Below are 16,310 nucleotides of genomic sequence, written 5' to 3' on the forward strand. Positions count from 1 at the left end.
AGTAGTGCCCTCCCGTCTCGCCCCTCGGGCGCGGCGTGAGGCTGCTGGGCGCGAAGCGCCCGGAGATCCAGCGAACGCCCCGGGCCGGTGGCCGTCCCTCAGTGCGCCGCCTCTCGCGGCATGGCACCGGAGAGGCGGCGACCCGGATGTGGTCGGCCAGCCGCTGGTCCTTTTCGGACGGTTCCGCTCCGGCCGGTGGATTCCCTGGAGATTCCGGGAGAATGTGAAAATCGGGACTGGGCCGTTCGAGCGATTCCGGGAGAAACGGCCGCAACCGATGGAGTGATCGGGCGATCATTCCGGCTCATGGTGCGGACCATGAATGGCAAGACGCTCGCGTTCGGCGAGGACCGCCCCAAGCAGGGCCGGGCGGCGGCGGTCGCCGCGGTGGTGGTGGGGGCGCTGGCCGCCGGCGGGGCGGGCCTCACCTCGGGCGGGGGCGCCGCGGTGGATTCCGCGCCGTCTGTGCAGGGCAAGACCGCGAGCAAGGACGCGGCCCGCAAGGGGCAGCGGCAGCAGGCCTGGTCACGCCTCGGCCTGCGCGCGGTCAAGCAGACCGTCCGCGCCGAGCTGACCTGCACCGCCCATGCCTACGGCGAGGTGCAGCGGTTCTTCGCCACGCACCCGTGCCGCAAACTGGACCGTCTCCTCCTCGCGCTCGGCGACACCCGCGGCAACACGGTCGTCCTCTCGATCGCGTGGGTGCGGATGCCCACCTCGGGCGCCGCGGCCGAGCTGAAGAACCTCGCCGACACCGACGGCACCGGCAACGTCGAGCCCCTCGCCGCCACCGCACTCGACCTCACCGGCGTGCGGTTCACCGGCGACCACTACGGCTCCCGGCGCAGCGGTTCCCTCGTCGTCATCGCCGAGGCCGCGCCGGCGGGCGGGCACCCGGACGCCGCCACGATGGACGACGCCGCCGAGGTGGCGGCCGAGTTCCCCCCGCCCTGACACCGGTTACCGGCGCTCCAGGATCCCCCGCACGAAGGCCGCCTGCCCGGCGTGCTGCAGGTCGTCGGACAGCACGCTCACCAGCCGCACCCCGAGGGTCACCGGCGGGTCCCACGCCTCGTCGACCACCTCGTCCAGCTGGTCCTCGCGCAGGCCGCCCAGCCACGACACCGTCTGGTCGTGCACCGCGTCGTGGTGGCCGGTGAGCAGCTTGGCCTGCGCGCGCACCGCGGCGACGTCCTTCGGCCGGTGGCCGTAGCCCGTGGCGGAAGGCCGGAACGGCAGCCCGAACCGCTCGTGCCAGCCCTGCGCGGTCCACACCTGCGGCGTGCCGGCCAGGTCCGCGATGTGGTCGTCCTGCACGCGCGTCAGGTGCCACACCAGCCACGCGATCGAGTTGGCGCCCGGATCCAGCCGCTCGGCCAGCTGGTCCTCGCTGAGCCCGTCGACGGCCTCGTGCACGACCTCCTGGATGCGGCCGAACCCGTCGATCACCAAGTCCGCAACAGTCATGTCCCCCACGCTAGCGGCGTTCGATCAGTCCCGCCGCGACCAGTTGCACCGTCACCAGCACGGCGACGGCCTCCGCCGCCAGCAGGCCCACCAGGACCAGCACCTGCGTCACCCCGGCCTGCACCGGGCTCGCGCCGCCCAGCAGCACGCCGACGTAGGCGCCGGGCAGCGTCACCAGGCCGACCGTGCGGGTCTGGTCCAGCGCGGGGATCAGGGCCTGGCCTGCGCTGGGCCGGCAGATCTCCAGCGCCGCCGCCCGGCGCAGGAACCCCAGCGCGAGCGCGGCCTCGTACTCGCCGTGCCGGGCGGTCAGCTCGTCGAGCGCGCGCCGCGCCGCCTGGGAGGTGGCCGTCATGGTGCCGCCGATGACGATCCCGGCGACCGGCACGACCGCCACCGGCTTCAGCGGTACGACGCCGAGCCCGAGGACCAGCACGAGCACCGGCAGGACCCCGGACGCCAGCGCGACCGCGATCCACGGCAGCCCCGCCAGGGGGGCGCCGATCCGCCGGGACGCGGTGAACGCGGCGATGGTGAACATCAGCAGCACGAACAGACCGGTCCACCACCCCGACCGCAGCACCGCCGTGATCAGCAGCGACACCACCGCCAGCTGGGCGACGGCCCGTCCCGCGGCCGCCGCGACCGCCCAGCCGGGCCCGAGCCCGCCGAGCCCCATGGCGAGAGCACCGACCGCGACGAGCACCGCGAGGACGACGGCCAGCATCGGCCCGGCGTTCAGGGTCGCTCCGCTCACGCGGACGATCCTGCCTCAGGACCGGCGTCAGGGCAGGGACTTCGAGCAGCGGACCATGCCCTGCGGCGTGGACACCGACCGCTCGCTGACCACCACACCGTCGACCGTGATCCGGCAGATGAGCGTGCCGCCGCCGGCGTTCTGCGCGGACAGGCTGAAGTACTGCTCGCCGCCCCGCGGCCCGGTGCGCGTCAACGACACCGACCACGGCGTGCCGGCGTCGAGCACCTGGGCGATGTCGGAGCCCTGCGCGACGTAGGTGACGTTGAGCGCCCCGGCTCCCCCGGTCAGCTCGTAGGTGACCGCGTGGGACACCTGCGGCACCGCCGCGACCGGCGCCTCGACGGGCGCCCCGGCCCCGCTCAGGGAGCCCACTGCCGGGTCGGTGCCCCGCGCGCCGGCGATGAGCATCGAGGTCAGCCCCACCGTGAGCAGCACTCCGAGGCCCGCGAACACCGCCAGCGAACTGGACAGCGGCCGCCGCGGACCCCGGCCCGGGGCCACCGTGGGAACAACACCCATGGCGTCGTCTTCTCCCGACTCACCGCGCTTCCGTCGAGCGCGTCAACCATTCCTCGCGAGACGAGCGCCAATCGTTACCTTCCGGGAACATTACCGCCCGCTTTTCACCCGACCGGGGTAGTAGGGCGTCGATGACCTGCGGTTTCTACTCGCTGGCGTCATCGATGTCACCGGTTTCGACCGCCAGGATCCCGGGCTGGTCGGCGAGCCGGGCGAGCAGGTCGGTGACGCCGCGCGGCCCGAGCAGCCGCATCCGCAGATCGATCACCCGGTCCTCGTCGCGGCGGGCGGTCAGCGCCTGCTCCACCGAGTACCCGGAGCGGGTCGCCAGTTCGAGGATGCGCCGCAAGGCGCCCTCGCCGTCGCGGTAGGCCAGGCGCACCGTGGTGGTCGCCGCGGTCCGGCGGGTCAGCAGCCGCACCAGTGGCGGGTAGCCGTAGACGACCAGGAAGTGCGCCGCGGTGACGACCAGCGCGAGCAGCGGCAGGCCGGCGGCGCACGCGCACCCGACCGCGACGCTCATCCACACCACCGCCGCGGTGGTCAGCCCGCGCACCACGTCGCGGCGGACGAAGATCAGACCGCCGCCGATGAACCCGATCCCGGACACGATCTGCGCCGCCACCCGTGACGGGTCGAGCACGATCCGCCCCTCGGCGAGGACGTCGGTGAAGCCGTACTTGCTCACCAGCAGGAACAGCGCCGCGCCCACCCCGACGAGGGTGTGGGTGCGCAGCCCGGCGCTCTTCTGCTTCAGCTCCCGTTCGAGGCCGATGAGCGAGCACAGCACGAGCGCGAGCACCAGCTCGCCGATCTGCTGCCAGCCCTGGCCGGAAGGTTCGGCAAACATCCGGACAGGCTAGTGCTCGCTCGCCCGCTGACGCGCGGCCAGAAAGTGCGTTATGTCCTTTGTGGAGGGGTAGAGTTCCCGGTACCGCGCGTAGAACTCGTCATAGACCTCCACGGCGTCCGGATCCGGGCGGACCGTGCCGGCCACCGGGTTCCAGCGCTCGATGTCCGGGTCCGCGCCCACCGCCACCGCGGCCAGGTACGCGTCGCCCAACGCCGCGCCGATCGTCTCCGCCGGCACCTGCTGGTCGGAGCTCGTCACGTCGCTGACGATCTGCGTCCACAGCCCGCCCTGGGTGCCGCCGCCGACCGCGACCAGCCGTCCGGCCGCGCCGCCCGAGTCGCGCATCGCCTCCAGGTTGTGCCGCACCCCGTATGCGATGCCCTCCAGTGCCGCGCGGTAGATGTCGCCGATGCCATGCGCGGTGGTCAGCCCGGCGAGCACCCCGCGCGCGTCCGGGTCGAACAGCGGCGTCCGCTCCCCCGCGAAGTAGGGCAGCATCAGCAGGCCCCGGCTGCCGGCCGGGACCTTCGCCGCCTCGTCGACGAGTGCCGCGAAGTCGCCGCCGACCAGGCGGCGCAGCCAGTCGGTGATCGCGCCGGAGGTGGCCATCCCGGCGGCGAGCGAGTACGTGCCGGGGAACGCGCCGCACGTGGTCCACAGACCGGTGTGCGGTCGCGGGTCGGCGAGCACCTGGATCAGGAACATCGTCGTCCCGTACATCACCATCGTGTCGCCGGGCTCACTCACGCCCACGCTCGCGGCCTCGGCCCACGCGTCGACGGTGCCCGCGGTGACCGGAAGCCCCCGCGGCAGGCCGGTTTCCGCCGCGGCGGCCGCGCTGACGGTGCCGGCCACCTCGGTCGGCCAGATCAGGCGGGGCATCTCGACGCCGGGTGCGCACAGCGCAGCCCAGTCCGCGGCCCAGTCACCCGCCCGCAGGTCGTACATCGGATCGCACTGGCTGGCCGAGTGGTGGTCCAGGACGTACTCGCCGGTGAGCCGGTGCACCAGGTAGGAGCTGCACATCAGGAACAGCCGGGTGCGCTCGTACACCTCGGGCTCGTGCCGGGCCAGCCACCGCCACTTGGGCCCGACCGCCTGGGACGACAGCGCGGTACCGGCACGCTCCACAATGGCGTCCGCGCCGAGTTCCGCGGTCAGTTCCGCGATCTCGCGGGAGGCGCGGGTGTCCACCCCGTACAGGATGGCCGGGCGCAGCGGCGCGCCGCCGGCATCGGCGGGCAGCAGCACCGGGCCGATGCCGCTCACCGCGAGCGCGCCGAGTGTGCGGTCGCCTGCCGCCGCGACCAGCTCGCGGGTCAGCGCGAGGAAGTCGGCCCACCACACGGTTTCCGCGTCGTGCTCGACCCACCCGGGATGCGGGTAGGAGGTGTCGTGCGCGCGCGAGGCGCGCGCCACGATCTCGCCGTCACGGGTGACCAGGACGCCCTTGGAGCTGGACGTCCCGATGTCGATGCCGAGCAGCAGATCAGCCACGGGACCACTCGTGCAGCTCGATGCCGAGCAGGCCCGCCACCGCCCGCAGCTCGGCGCGCCGGTCGCCCGGGATGGCGTGGATGTGGTTGGCACCGAACTCGGACAGGAACTTCTCCGCGGGCGCGTCCAGCCGTGCGAAGGCGTGCGGCCACTCCGGGGTGGACTGCCGCATCAGCGCCTCGTTGGTGTCGTCGTCGTAGCTCTCGAACTCGCCCAGCATCAGCTGCAGACGGTACTCCCCCGCCCGCCGCGTCAGCCGTCCCAGCGTCATCTGACCGGGCGCCGCGATGTGCTGCACCGAGGCGCCGCCGGCGGGGAAGAAGAACACCTCCGGATAGAAGTGGACCTTCGCCAGGTTCTCCGCCGGATCGTCGCTGCGCGCGGCGTACCAGGTGGCGTGCTGACCGGAGTTGCACAGGTCCCAGATGTCGCGGTCGGCGTGGTAGTGGCGCACATCGGCGAACAGCACCGGATCGCCGGAGATCTTGTGCATGAGCTGCATGGTCAGCGCGCCGTCCATGTCCGCCTCGGTGGCGGTGACGTGCACCGGCTTGGGGCCGTTCCAGTCGTAGGGGTCGTTGAGGAAGGCCTCGGTGACGTCCATCGTGGCGAAGTGCTCGGTCAGCTCCGGCTGGCCCTTGATGCCGGAGAAGTCCAGGTTGCGCTCGGCGATGATGTCGCGAATGGCGAGGTAGGACCGGATCTGCCGCTCCAGCAGCTCGGGCGTGAGCTTGTCGCCGTCGTAGTGGACACCGGCGGCGTGGGCCTCGATCCACTCGCGCGCCTTGGCGGCCTCCTTGCCGTCGGCCCGCTCGGCGCGCAGCACCAGCTCGTACTGGTCGATCTCCTCGACGTCGACGCCGAACTGGCGCATCCACTGATCGGTGTTGGCGACCGCGGTGTTCATGCCCATCGGCCGTCCGCCGAACCGGCCGAAGGTGGACCCGCGCAGGGAGGCGACCGCGGCGGCGGCACGGGCGTGCGCGCCGGCCTGCTCGGCGAGGCTCGCGTCGTCCGGGGCGCCCCAGAGCCTGGTGTGGGTGCGGCCGATCTGGTCCAGCGCGCCGCCGGCGGCGAGCATGCCGACCAGGCCCGGCTCGGTCGGGTCGGTGCTCGCGACCAGGATCAGCGGGCTGCGGGTGGCGTCGGCGGCCAGCATCGTGAAGTGCGGGAAGCTCCACACCGCGTAGTAGAAGACGGTGACGTCCACCCCGGCGGCGTCGACCTCCCGCGCCACCGACGTGGCCAGCGTGTTGGTCGCCACGATGTCACTGCCCGCGACCACCTCGTGCCCGGCCGCGGTCAGCGACCGCACCAGCGCGTCCTGTTTGGACCGGATGAAGCCGGCGTTGCGCGCGTGCACATGTCCACGCCCGTCGGAAATGCTGATCACGCCGATGCGGGCCACGATGCCTCCTAGCGCGGGTAATCGATTACTCAAGACGCTATTCTGGCCCCCGGACGGTGTCAATAGCACCGGGGGTCCACCGCGCGAGCGGCACGGCAGACGGGAGGTCGCGGTGGCGACCATCAGCGATGTGGCGCGGCGCGCCGGGGTGTCCACGGCCACCGTGTCGCGGGCGCTGAACGGCGTGTCCACAGTGGACCCGGCGCTGGTCGCCCGGGTGCGCGCGGCCGCCGAGGAGCTCGGCTACCAGCCCAACGGGCTCGCGCGGAACCTGCGCCGCCAGGAGACCGCGGTGCTCGCGCTGATCATCTCCGATGTGGAGAACCCGTTCTTCACCGCGATCGCCCGCGGCGTCGAGGACGTGGCGCAGACGGCCGGGTACTCGGTGGTGCTGTGCAACTCGGACGAGAGCGCGGAGAAGGAGCGCCGCTACATCGACGTGGCGCTGCAGGAGCGGGTCGCGGGCGTGGTCCTGTCACCGACCGACGAGTGGGCCGGGGTGGAGCGGCTGCTGCGGCGCGGGACGCCGGTGGTGGCGGTGGACCGGCCGCTGCGGGCGGGTACGGGTGACCAGGTGCTGGTCGACACGCGCGCGGCGGCCCGCGCGGCCACCGAGCACCTGCTGGCGGCGGGCTACCGGCGCGTCGCGTGCGTGACGGGACCGGCGGGCATCCGCACGGCCGACGACCGGCTGGCCGGCTACCGGGACGGGATGGGGCGGCGGAAACGACGTGAACGGCGGGCCGGGTACCGGGCCTCCGGCGGCGAGACGGCCACCCGGGAACTGCTGGCCGAGCCCGATCCGCCGGACGCGCTGCTGGTGGCCAACAGCGCGATGGCGATCGGCGTGCTGGAGACGCTGCGGGCGCAAGGTCTGCGGCCGGGGCGGGACGTCGGGGTGGTGGCCTTCGACGACGTCCCGTGGGCGACGCTCGTCGACCCCCCGCTGACGGTCGTGGCGCAGCCGGCGTACGAGATCGGCGCCGAAGCCGCGCGGCTGCTGCTGGCCCGCATCGCGGACGGCTCGCTGCCCCCGACAGCCACCACCCTGGAGGCGAAGCTGATCGAGCGGGGCAGCAGCCACCGCGACTAGGCCATGTCCGGTAAGTCGTCGGAGCCGGAGGATGGTGGCGGTGATGGTCTCGGCGTCGAAGGCGGGGCGGGCGCCTGCCGCGGGAGCCCTTGCCGATGCGGCGGGGATCTGATCCTCACGTTCAGGACGGACGAAGCGGATCCGCCGCCTCCCGCATCGCCTGCCGGGGTGACGGGTGCGGGTACGCCTTGTCCGCGACGACCACCTCGGGTCGGCACCGCGGTCGGGGCGGCCGCGATCCCGTCGAGCAGCGGCACCAGTTGCGGGTTGTCGCCGGCGTGCCCGCCGGTGAGCAACACCCGCCCAGCCCCGCGCCTGAGCCCCGGGACGGGCGCGCCCGCGAGCGGACCCGCCGCCCCTTCCCCGGGCCGAGGCGGGGCGGCAGGTCCGGGCCGGACCGTCAGGAGCCGTTCAGCTCCGCGTAGGTCGCCGCCGCGTTCTCCTTCGTCACCAGCTTCGTCGGCAGCGTCTGCGTCTTGGGCACCTGCTGGCAGTCCACCAGGATGCGCTTGGCCGCGTCGATCGCCTCCTTGCCGCCCGTCGGGTAGAGGAAGGTGGCCGACAGGCGCCCCGCCTCGACGGCCTTGAGCCCGCCGGACTCGATGGGCAGCCCGTCGATGCCGGTGATGGGCAGGTCGGGCCGCCCGGCGTTGACGGCCGCGATGCGCGCGCCCTCCCCCATCGGGTCGTTGTGCGAGTAGATCGCCTGGATGTCGGGGTTGGCCTTGAGGATCGCGTCGGCCTGCTGCTGTCCCTTGTCGCGCAGCCAGTCGCCGTCCTGGGCGGCCACGATCTGGATGTTCGACCCCTGGATGCCCTGCATGAACCCGTCGTGCCGTTCCCGCGCCGGCGTCGACCCGGCGAGCCCGCGCAGTTCGCCGATCTTCCCGCCGCGCGGCAGCAGCACGGTCTTGAAGTACTCGCCGGCCTGCCGCCCGATGTCCACGTTGTCCGCGCCGATGAACGACGTGTAGGCGTCGCCGTCGACCTTGCGGTCCAGCACCAGCACCGGGATCCCCTTGTCGTAGGCGCGTTTCACCGGCGCGGTCAGCGGGGTCGCCTCGTTGGGGCTGATGATCAGCAGGTCGATCTGCTGGGTCAGGAAGTTGTCGACCTGCTCGACCTGCTTGGAGTTGTCCTGCGCCGCGTCGGCGAAGTTCACGGTGAACTGCGGGACCGCCGCGGCGGCGGCCCGGATGTCGTCGTCCATGCGCTGCCGGTAGGGCTCGGCGACGTTGGCCTGGCTCATCCCGATCGTGTACTTGCCGTCCGCCCCGCACTTCGCCGGCGCGCCCTGCGCGCTCTGCGTGCCGGAGTTCTCGTGCGTCGTACCGCAGGCCGCCAGCAGCAGGCACGCGCCCACCGCCGCCAGGCTCCGGGACTTCCTCATGGTCCTTACCCCTTCCGTCAGGAAACCGATGCCGGGCGCAGCCGCTGCAGTCCCGCGGCGAGCACGATGACCAGGCCGATCACGAGCAGCTGGACGTTGGAGTCCACGTTGTTCAGCCCGAGGATGTTGCGCAGCACGCCCACCAGCAGCGCGCCGGCGACCGTGCCGACGACCGAGCCGCGCCCGCCCATCAGGCTGGTGCCGCCGATGACCACCGCGGCGATGGCGTCCAGTTCGTACATCGCGCCGTCGTTGGGCCCGCCGAAGTTGAGCTGCCCGGCGTGCACGATCCCGGCCAGCGCGGCGAGCAGGCCGCACAGCCCGAACACGACGATCTTGACGCGTTTGACCGGCACGCCGGACAGGCGCGCCGCCTTCTCGTTGCCGCCGATGGCGTAGACGTGCCGGGAGAACGCGCTGACCCGCAGCAGCACCACGGCCAGCGCCGCGACCACCAGGAAGATCAGCGCGGGGATCGGCACCAGCCCGTTGAAGGTGCGTTCCCCCAGCAGCGAGAACGTCGTCGGCGCCTGCCCCGGCCCGTCCCCGTAGGTGATCGACACGCCCTGCCCGCCCGACCAGATCCGCGCGAGCCCGCGCGCGATCTGCATGCCGGCCAGGGTCACGATGAACGCCTGGATGCCGAACGAGGTGATCGCGAACCCCTGCAGCAGGCCGAACCCGAGCCCGATCACCAGCACCAGCAGCACCGCGGGCACCAGGCCGAGGTCGTTCCCGGTCAGCAGCACCGCCGACCCGACGCTGGCCAGGCCGAGCACCGACCCGACGGACAGGTCGATGCCGCCGATCAGGATCACCAGCGTCATCCCGACCGCCAGGATCCCGATCTCCGACATCGAGCGGACGACGTTGAACAGGTTGCCCGAGTCGAGGAACACGAGCTCGCCGTTCTTGCTGGGCGAGTACACCACCGCCGCGATGAACACCAGCACCAGGCCGAACAGGCTCTGGAACCGGAACAGGGTCGCCAGCAGGCCGCCGCCCGGCCGGGTCAGGTCGGGCAGCGGCGCCGCTTTGGCCTCGGTCATGACGTCCCTTCCACCACCAGGTCCTCGACGGCCCCCTCGCCCATCGAGAACGCCAGCAGCTCCGCTTCGGTGGTGCTCGCGGTGTCCAGTTCGCGCACGCTGCGGCCGTCCCGCAGCACGACGACGCGGTGGCACACGCCGATCAGCTCGGCCGGTTCCGACGACGCCAGCAGCACGCCCACGCCCCGGCCCGCCGCCTCTCCCAGCAGCCGGTAGATCTCGGCCTTGGCGCCGACGTCGACGCCCCGGGTCGGCTCGTCGAGCAGCAGCAGGGCGGGGTCGGTCAGCAGGCCGCGCCCCAGCACGACCTTCTGCTGGTTGCCGCCGGACAGCGACCCGACCGGATCGCGCAGCGAACCGAGCTTGACGCCGAGGCGCTCGACGACGTCGGCCGCCGCGCGGCGCTCCGTGCGCCGGGGCACCACGCCGGCCCGCGCGATGCGGTCCACAATGGACAAAACGGTGTTGGCCAGGACGGAGTGCTCCAGTGCCAGACCGGCGATGCGCCGGTCCTCCGGCACGAACGCGATGCCCAGCGCCAGCGCGCGGCGCGGACCGCGCGGGCGGATCTCGTTGCCGCGCAACACGATCCGCCCCGAGAAGCGTCCCCCGACGCCGTAGAGGGTCTCCAGCAGCTCGGTGCGGCCCGAGCCGAGCAGCCCGGCCACGCCGACGATCTCGCCGCGCCCGACCCGCAGGCTGATGCCCGCCGGGTCGCGACGGCCGGGCCGCCGGGACGGCACGACGAGATCCTCGACCCGCAGCAGCTCCTCCCCCGCCGCCCCGGCGTCACCGGTGCGGAACATCGCCTCGACCGGCCTGCCCACCATGGCCTCCGACGCCTGCTGCGCCGTCATCGCGCGGGCGTCGAACCCGGCCACGACCTCCCCGTTTCGCAGCACCGTCGCCCGGTCGGCGACCCGGCCGATCTCGTCCATCCGGTGCGAGATGTAGACGATGCCGGCGCCACCGCGGCGCAGTTCGCCGATGACCGCGAACAGCCGGTCGATCTCCGGCGCCGACAACGCCGACGTCGGTTCGTCCATCACGATGATCCGGGCGTCCAGCGACAGCGCCTTGGCGATGGTGACCAGCTGCTGCTCCCCGGTTCGCAGCTGTTCGACCGGGCGCCGCGGATCGATGCGGATGCCGATGCGCTCCAGCAGCCGCGCGGTCTCCCGCACCATCCGGCGGCGGTCGACCGTGCCGAGGCGGGTGCGCGGCTCGCGGCCCAGGAACACGTTCTCCGCGATCGACAGCGCCGGGACGAGGTCGAGTTCCTGGTGGATCATCGCGACGCCGGCGCGCTGCGCGTCACCGGGCCCGGAGAACTTCACCGCCGCGCCGTCGATGCGGATTTCCCCGCGGTAGCCGCCCACCTCGCCGGAGAGGACCTTCATCAGCGTGGACTTGCCCGCGCCGTTCTCCCCGAGCAGCGCGTGCACTTCTCCCGCCCGGACGGTGAAATCGACGTCACGCACCGCGTGAACACCGCCGTAGGACTTGCCCACACCGGACAGCTCGACCAGGGGCGACGCCGCGTCCGCAGCCATCCGCACCCCCTCGCCACGCTGCGAGAAATCGATTACCCGACCGAACCTAGAGTGACCCGCGGCACATGTCAAGAGTTGACCGGGGCCTGTCCTCTCCGGACAGTTTTCCCCAGAGCGCACGAACCCGCACGCTGAGGGCTATGCTGAACCCCATGACCGTCGCCCTGGAGAACGTGCTCGCCAAGGCGGGCCTCCGGATCGACGCCGCGGAGTTCCTCACCCTGGTCGAGGACGCCGCGCGCCGCCTGTCCCCGCCGAGCCCGGACCCGTCGTCCTCCTTGTCCGAGGCGCAGCGGGCCGCGCTGGGCGAGACCGGGCTCGACCTCTCGCCGCGGCGGGACGACGAACCGGACGGGCGCGCGCCCGCGGTGGCCGCGCACGCCGTGCTGGCCGAGTCGGCGCTGACGGTGGCCGAGGCCGCCCGCCGGCTGGAGGTCGACCCCAGCCGGATCCGGCACAAGCTCGCCGACCGGCGCCTGACCGGGTGGAAGGACCAGGGCGGGTGGCGGCTGCCGGCGTGGCAGTTCGCTGATCGCGGGGCCCTGCCGGGGCTGGACGTCGTGCTCGCCGCCGTGCCGGGCGACCAGCCGGCACTGGTCGTCGCGGCGTTCATGAACACCCCGCAGGACGACCTGGAGATCGGTGGCCGCCCGGCCACCCCGCGCCAGTGGCTGCTGGCCGGGGGCGACCCGGCGCCGGTCGCCGCGCTGGCCGCCACGCTCGGCACCCCGTTCTGAGGCCGTATCGCCCCTCATGGCCCGGTTGCCGCTCCCGCCGTCGCGGGCTGAACTCCTCGCTGCCCTGCGCCCGGACCCCGACATCGTCGACGTGCCACCGACGCGGCGCCTGGTCCGGATCTTCAGCGCCGGCGGCAACCACCCGCAGCGCTGGAACACGTTCCGCTACACCGGCCCGCTGCCGCACGGCCGGTTCGACCCGCAGCCGCCGCGCCGCGACGGTCGGCCCGCCGACGACCCGGCCAACGGCGTCCTGTACTTCGGGCTCACCGTGCGGACGAGCGTGGCGGAGGTGTTCCAGACGACGTCGCTGGTGGACCGCCGCACGCGCGGCCCGCGGCTGGTCGTGGTGCGCCCGACGCGGTCGCTGAGGCTGCTCGACCTGACCGGTCTCTGGCCGACGCGGGTCGGGGCCTCGCAGGAGATCTCCAGCGGGCCGAAGAAGATCACGCAGGCGTGGGCGCGGGCGATCCGGACGGCCTTCACCGACCTGGACGGCCTGTGGTACCGCTCGTCGATGGACGGCGGGCACCCCGCGCTGTGCCTGTGGGACCCGCCGGCCGGGAACGCGCTGCCGCTCGCGCCGGACGTGCTGCTGCCGCTCGATCACCCCGGTCTGGACGTGCCGCTGGGGCGGGTCTGCGAGGAGCTGAACTACGTGCTCCTCAACTGAAAGCACAGCGTGATCAGCCGTCCCGATCGCAGGCGCGGCCGGCGGCCCGAAGCCCGGATGTGCCGCTGGGGCGGATCCGCACCCGGCCCGCCCCAGCGGCGCCCGCATCAGGCCAGGTGCCGGGACCACCACTCGAGGACGGCGTCGAAGCGCTGGGCCCGGTGGCGCGGTTTGCCCGACCGGCTCAGTTCGTGGCCCTCGCCCGGGAAGAGCAGCATCTCGACCTCCGTGCCGTTGCGCTTGAGCTCCACGAACAGCCGCTGGGCCTGCTCGACCGGGCAGCGCCAGTCGTGCTCGGAGTGGACCACCGCGAACGGGATGCGGATCTGCGCGGCGTAGCTCAGCGGGCTCCGCTCGCGCTGCACCACCGGGTCGGCCCCCACGTAGGCCTCGGTGAAGAACCAGCCGATGTCGGAACTCCCGGTGAACGAGTCCCACGCGTTGACCGCGCGCTCGCTCCACGCCGCGCGGAACCGGGAACCGTGGTGGGCCGCCAGCCAGCTCGTCATGAACCCGCCGTAGGAACCGCCCATCACGCCGACCCGCGAGGAGTCCAGGTCGTCCCGCTCCAGCGCCGCGTCCAGCAGCGCCAGCACGTCGTCGACGTCGACCGTGCCCATCCCGTGCACGATCGCCTGCCCGTGGCTCTCCCCGTAGCCGGCTGACCCGCGCGGGTTGCCCATCACCACGGCGTACCCCGCCGAGGCGTACACCTGCGCCTCGTCGAACAGGCCCCAGTCGTAGGCCGCGAACGGCCCGCCGTGCACCACCAGCAGCACCGGGTGCGGGCCTGCACCCTCGGGCCGCACCAGCCACCCGTGCACCGGGTAGCCGTCCGGCGCCGTGGTGCTCAGCTCCTCGACCGGGCGGATCCCCGCCTCCCGCACCGGCTTCGAGAAATCGGTCAGCACCCGCGACCCCGTGCCGTCGAGCAGCACCACGTCACCGGAGCTGTCCGGGCGCGCCACGACCGCCGCGATGCGCTCCCCGTCCACGGCGAACGACCGCACCGCGCTGCGCCCGCCGAGCAACCGGGTCGTCCCGTCCAGGGGCGTGCGGTCGGCGTCCCGCGGCACGGCCCGCAACTCGACCGCGCCCCGGTTGAGCACGGTCACCAGGATCTCGTCGCGGAACGACGCCGGTGGCACGTCGCTCGTGCAGTACACGGATTCGGCGTCGGTGAGCCGCCGCGGCTTGGCCGGCTCGCCGTTCGCGGGCAGCTCCGCCGACCACAGCCCGGGATTGCGGGCCACGACGTGCGGCCACGTGTATTCCTGGCCGTAGAAGAAGACCGTCCCGTCGGCCGTCACCACCGGCTTGGCGGCGCTGCCCGCACTGCGCACCGCGAGCACCGGCTCACCCCCGGAGGCCGGGACCAGGTAGAGATCGCTCTCCTCGGTGTCCGTCGCACCCCACTCGCGTGGCGCGACCACAACCAGGGCCGAGGAGTCGGGCAGCCAGGCGGGGTCGGACACGTCGGCCCGGTCGTCGGTCAGCGGCTGCGGCTCGCCCGGCTCCTCCGCGTCCGCGAGCTCGACGACGAACAGCCGCCGCGGACGGTCGCGCAGGAACCCGAGGTTGTCCAGCCGGTAGTCGAACCGGGTGATCCGGCGCGGCGCCTCCGCACCGGGTTCGAGCACCTCGCCGTCCTCGTCCGGCGCGCCGTAGCGGCCCGCCTCGGGCACGCGTGCGGTGAAGGCGATCCGGCGGGAGTCCGGGGACCACACGGGGGAACCCGCGCCCAGCGGCAGCGCGGTGAGCCGCCGGGCGTCGCCGCCGTCGGCGGGCATCACGTACAGCTGCGGCTTGTCCTCGCCGGACGACCGCAGAAAGGCCACCCAGCGGCCGTCCGGCGAGATCGCCGGGTCGGTGTCCCGCTCGCCGTGGGTCCACCGCCGGGCCGCCCCGCCGTCCGGGGCGGCCCGCCACAGCGAACTGCGATAGGTGTTGCCATCGAGGTCGGGGGTGGTGACCGCGGTCAGCAGCAGGGAGCCGTGCAGCGCGGGCGTACCGGGCACGGCCAGGAGTTCGAGATCCGAGGAACGCATGCCCCCGAACCTACCCGATTTCGTTAGCCTCGCTAAGAGCTTCTGCCTGGGCCTTCTTCTCGTCCCGCTTCGCCTTGGCCAGGCTGAGCACGGTGGTGACGGTCAGGACGACCACGATCACGCCGAGCGAGACCCAGTTGTTGATGTCCAGCCAGTCCGGTGCCGCGTGGTACTCGTGCAGCGCGTGCAGGATCAGCTTCGCACCGATGAACGCGAGGATGACCGCCAGCCCGTAGGACAGGTACACCAGCTTGTTCACCAGGCCGCCGAGCAGGAAGAACAGCTGCCGGAGTCCCATCAGCGCGAACGCGTTGGCGGTGAACACCAGGAAGGCCTCCTGGGTGATGCCGAAGATCGCCGGGATCGAGTCGACCGCGAAGAGCAGGTCGGCGCTGCCGATCGCCACGATCACCACGAACATCGGGGTGAGCCACCGCCTGCCGTCCCGCTTGAGGGTCATCCGGTGGCCGTGGAAGTCCTCGGTGACCGGGTAGACCTTGCGGATCCAGCGCACGACGGCGTTCTCGTGGTACTCGTCCTCGTGGTCGTCGCCCCGGACGAGGCTGATCGCCGTCCACACGAGCACCGCGCCGAACAGGAAGAACACCCACACGAACTGGGCGATGAGCGCGGCGCCGATCGCGATGAAGACGCTGCGCATGGCCAGCGCGAGCAGGATGCCGATCAGCAGCACCCGGTGCTGGTGGATCGCCGGCACCTTGAACGACGCCATGATGATCATGAAGATGAACAGGTTGTCCACCGACAGCGAGTACTCGGTGATGTAGCCGGTGAAGAACTGGACGCCGTAGTCGTGCCCGGCCAGCACCCAGACTCCGATGCCGAACAGGATGGCGCACGTGATGTAGAAGACGACCCACTTGGCCGCCTCTTTCGTGGTGACGGCATGCGGCTTCCGGTCGACGATCACCAGATCGATCGCGATCAGCACGAGCAGGCCTGCGACAGTGGCAGCCCACAGCCACACGGGAACAGTCATCTACGCAATACCTCCGGTTAGCGCACAGCAGCAGCTAGCCGGAGGTCTCTTCCGCCGGTCGAACCGGCCGGCGGTGCCGGGTGCCCCGAAGGACCGCCGTGCTGACGACACCGCCGCGAAGGAATACTCCCCTCCACGTCGTGTCCATCTTTCCTGATCAACCGGCCGAGCACCACCTTAGGTAACCCTTATCACCGCGGAACCCAAGATCGGGACCGCGACGCGGCGTTCTCAGGAAAGCTCCCATACCGTTTCGGTGTGCC

At 72.5% G+C, this 16,310-nt stretch carries 15 protein-coding genes; 4 read left to right on the forward strand and 11 right to left on the reverse strand.

Translation table 11 applies throughout. The features are described 5' to 3' along the window. The first annotated feature begins 318 nt into the window (after positions 1 to 318). The gene (locus tag FB470_RS30935) at positions 319 to 954 is read left to right on the forward strand and encodes a hypothetical protein (protein WP_306997213.1); all 636 of its coding nucleotides are present in this window, start codon (positions 319 to 321) and stop codon (positions 952 to 954) included. A 6-nt stretch (positions 955 to 960) separates the two neighbouring features. Here FB470_RS30935 and FB470_RS30940 read toward each other — a convergent pair whose 3' ends face one another. The 6 genes from FB470_RS30940 to FB470_RS30965 all read right to left on the reverse strand — a co-directional run bounded on the left by FB470_RS30940 (position 961) and on the right by FB470_RS30965 (position 6,504). Next, entirely contained in the window at positions 961 to 1,467 is a 507-nt protein-coding gene (locus tag FB470_RS30940) for a mycothiol transferase (protein WP_306997215.1), read from the reverse strand. 10 nt (positions 1,468 to 1,477) lie between these two features. After that, positions 1,478 to 2,194, reverse strand: a complete 717-nt coding sequence (locus FB470_RS30945) for an ABC transporter permease (RefSeq protein ID WP_306999581.1) — start codon at positions 2,192 to 2,194, stop codon at positions 1,478 to 1,480. 57 nt (positions 2,195 to 2,251) lie between these two features. Further along, positions 2,252 to 2,746: an MmpS family transport accessory protein gene (locus FB470_RS30950; protein ID WP_306997217.1), complete on the reverse strand. Its 495-nt coding sequence runs from the start codon at positions 2,744 to 2,746 to the stop codon at positions 2,252 to 2,254. Between the two features lie 145 nt (positions 2,747 to 2,891). After that, complete coding sequence (locus FB470_RS30955) at positions 2,892 to 3,596, reverse strand: MgtC/SapB family protein (protein WP_306997219.1); 705 nt, start codon at positions 3,594 to 3,596, stop codon at positions 2,892 to 2,894. 9 nt (positions 3,597 to 3,605) lie between these two features. After that, on the reverse strand, positions 3,606 to 5,096 hold the full coding sequence (locus tag FB470_RS30960) for an FGGY-family carbohydrate kinase (RefSeq protein ID WP_306997221.1): 1,491 nt from the start codon (positions 5,094 to 5,096) through the stop codon (positions 3,606 to 3,608). Then, the gene (locus tag FB470_RS30965) at positions 5,089 to 6,504 is read right to left on the reverse strand and encodes an L-fucose/L-arabinose isomerase family protein (RefSeq protein WP_306997223.1); all 1,416 of its coding nucleotides are present in this window, start codon (positions 6,502 to 6,504) and stop codon (positions 5,089 to 5,091) included. Before FB470_RS30965 ends, FB470_RS30960 begins: the two co-directional genes overlap by 8 nt. Before the next feature lie 112 nt (positions 6,505 to 6,616). Here FB470_RS30965 and FB470_RS30970 point away from each other — a divergent pair, with 112 nt between their 5' ends. After that, positions 6,617 to 7,597: a LacI family DNA-binding transcriptional regulator gene (locus FB470_RS30970; protein ID WP_306997225.1), complete on the forward strand. Its 981-nt coding sequence runs from the start codon at positions 6,617 to 6,619 to the stop codon at positions 7,595 to 7,597. Between the two features lie 400 nt (positions 7,598 to 7,997). Here the strand turns inward: FB470_RS30970 and FB470_RS30975 are convergent, their stop codons facing one another. From FB470_RS30975 to FB470_RS30985, 3 genes are read right to left on the reverse strand one after another with little or no spacing between them, the layout of a single operon-like run. Next, a complete protein-coding gene (locus FB470_RS30975) occupies positions 7,998 to 8,987 on the reverse strand; it encodes a substrate-binding domain-containing protein (protein WP_306997227.1) in 990 nt (329 codons plus the stop codon). 17 nt (positions 8,988 to 9,004) lie between these two features. Then, the gene (locus FB470_RS30980; protein WP_306997229.1) at positions 9,005 to 10,036 is read right to left on the reverse strand and encodes an ABC transporter permease; all 1,032 of its coding nucleotides are present in this window, start codon (positions 10,034 to 10,036) and stop codon (positions 9,005 to 9,007) included. Then, positions 10,033 to 11,589 (reverse strand): sugar ABC transporter ATP-binding protein, encoded by a 1,557-nt coding sequence (locus tag FB470_RS30985; RefSeq protein WP_306997231.1) that lies wholly within the window; start codon positions 11,587 to 11,589, stop codon positions 10,033 to 10,035. The genes FB470_RS30980 and FB470_RS30985 overlap by 4 nt, the downstream gene beginning before the upstream one ends. Before the next feature lie 152 nt (positions 11,590 to 11,741). Here FB470_RS30985 and FB470_RS30990 point away from each other — a divergent pair, with 152 nt between their 5' ends. Then, complete coding sequence (locus tag FB470_RS30990) at positions 11,742 to 12,326, forward strand: DNA-binding protein (RefSeq protein WP_306997234.1); 585 nt, start codon at positions 11,742 to 11,744, stop codon at positions 12,324 to 12,326. 16 nt (positions 12,327 to 12,342) lie between these two features. Beyond that, positions 12,343 to 12,999: an RES family NAD+ phosphorylase gene (locus FB470_RS30995; protein ID WP_306997236.1), complete on the forward strand. Its 657-nt coding sequence runs from the start codon at positions 12,343 to 12,345 to the stop codon at positions 12,997 to 12,999. Between the two features lie 107 nt (positions 13,000 to 13,106). Here FB470_RS30995 and FB470_RS31000 read toward each other — a convergent pair whose 3' ends face one another. Continuing rightward, positions 13,107 to 15,047, reverse strand: coding sequence for a S9 family peptidase (locus FB470_RS31000; protein WP_306997238.1), 1,941 nt, complete (start codon positions 15,045 to 15,047; stop codon positions 13,107 to 13,109). A 10-nt stretch (positions 15,048 to 15,057) separates the two neighbouring features. Then, positions 15,058 to 16,047: a TerC family protein gene (locus FB470_RS31005; RefSeq protein WP_306997240.1), complete on the reverse strand. Its 990-nt coding sequence runs from the start codon at positions 16,045 to 16,047 to the stop codon at positions 15,058 to 15,060. Positions 16,048 to 16,310 lie beyond the last annotated feature (263 nt).

Origin of the sequence: Amycolatopsis thermophila, from assembly GCF_030814215.1 — a bacterium.
GTDB lineage: Bacteria > Actinomycetota > Actinomycetes > Mycobacteriales > Pseudonocardiaceae > Amycolatopsis_E > Amycolatopsis_E thermophila.

Excerpts from the sequence above, each read along its gene's own strand:
- FB470_RS30935 (WP_306997213.1), top strand. The coding sequence starts at position 319 with ATGAATGGCAAGACGCTCGCGTTCGGCGAGGACCGCCCCAAGCAGGGC.
- FB470_RS30940 (WP_306997215.1), bottom strand. The coding sequence starts at position 1,467 with ATGACTGTTGCGGACTTGGTGATCGACGGGTTCGGCCGCATCCAGGAG.
- FB470_RS30945 (WP_306999581.1), bottom strand. The coding sequence starts at position 2,194 with ATGCTGGCCGTCGTCCTCGCGGTGCTCGTCGCGGTCGGTGCTCTCGCC.
- FB470_RS30950 (WP_306997217.1), bottom strand. The coding sequence starts at position 2,746 with ATGGGTGTTGTTCCCACGGTGGCCCCGGGCCGGGGTCCGCGGCGGCCG.
- FB470_RS30955 (WP_306997219.1), bottom strand. The coding sequence starts at position 3,596 with ATGTTTGCCGAACCTTCCGGCCAGGGCTGGCAGCAGATCGGCGAGCTG.
- FB470_RS30975 (WP_306997227.1), bottom strand. The coding sequence starts at position 8,987 with ATGAGGAAGTCCCGGAGCCTGGCGGCGGTGGGCGCGTGCCTGCTGCTG.
- FB470_RS30980 (WP_306997229.1), bottom strand. The coding sequence starts at position 10,036 with ATGACCGAGGCCAAAGCGGCGCCGCTGCCCGACCTGACCCGGCCGGGC.
- FB470_RS30985 (WP_306997231.1), bottom strand. The coding sequence starts at position 11,589 with ATGGCTGCGGACGCGGCGTCGCCCCTGGTCGAGCTGTCCGGTGTGGGC.
- FB470_RS30990 (WP_306997234.1), top strand. The coding sequence starts at position 11,742 with ATGACCGTCGCCCTGGAGAACGTGCTCGCCAAGGCGGGCCTCCGGATC.
- FB470_RS30995 (WP_306997236.1), top strand. The coding sequence starts at position 12,343 with ATGGCCCGGTTGCCGCTCCCGCCGTCGCGGGCTGAACTCCTCGCTGCC.
- FB470_RS31000 (WP_306997238.1), bottom strand. The coding sequence starts at position 15,047 with ATGCGTTCCTCGGATCTCGAACTCCTGGCCGTGCCCGGTACGCCCGCG.
- FB470_RS31005 (WP_306997240.1), bottom strand. The coding sequence starts at position 16,047 with ATGACTGTTCCCGTGTGGCTGTGGGCTGCCACTGTCGCAGGCCTGCTC.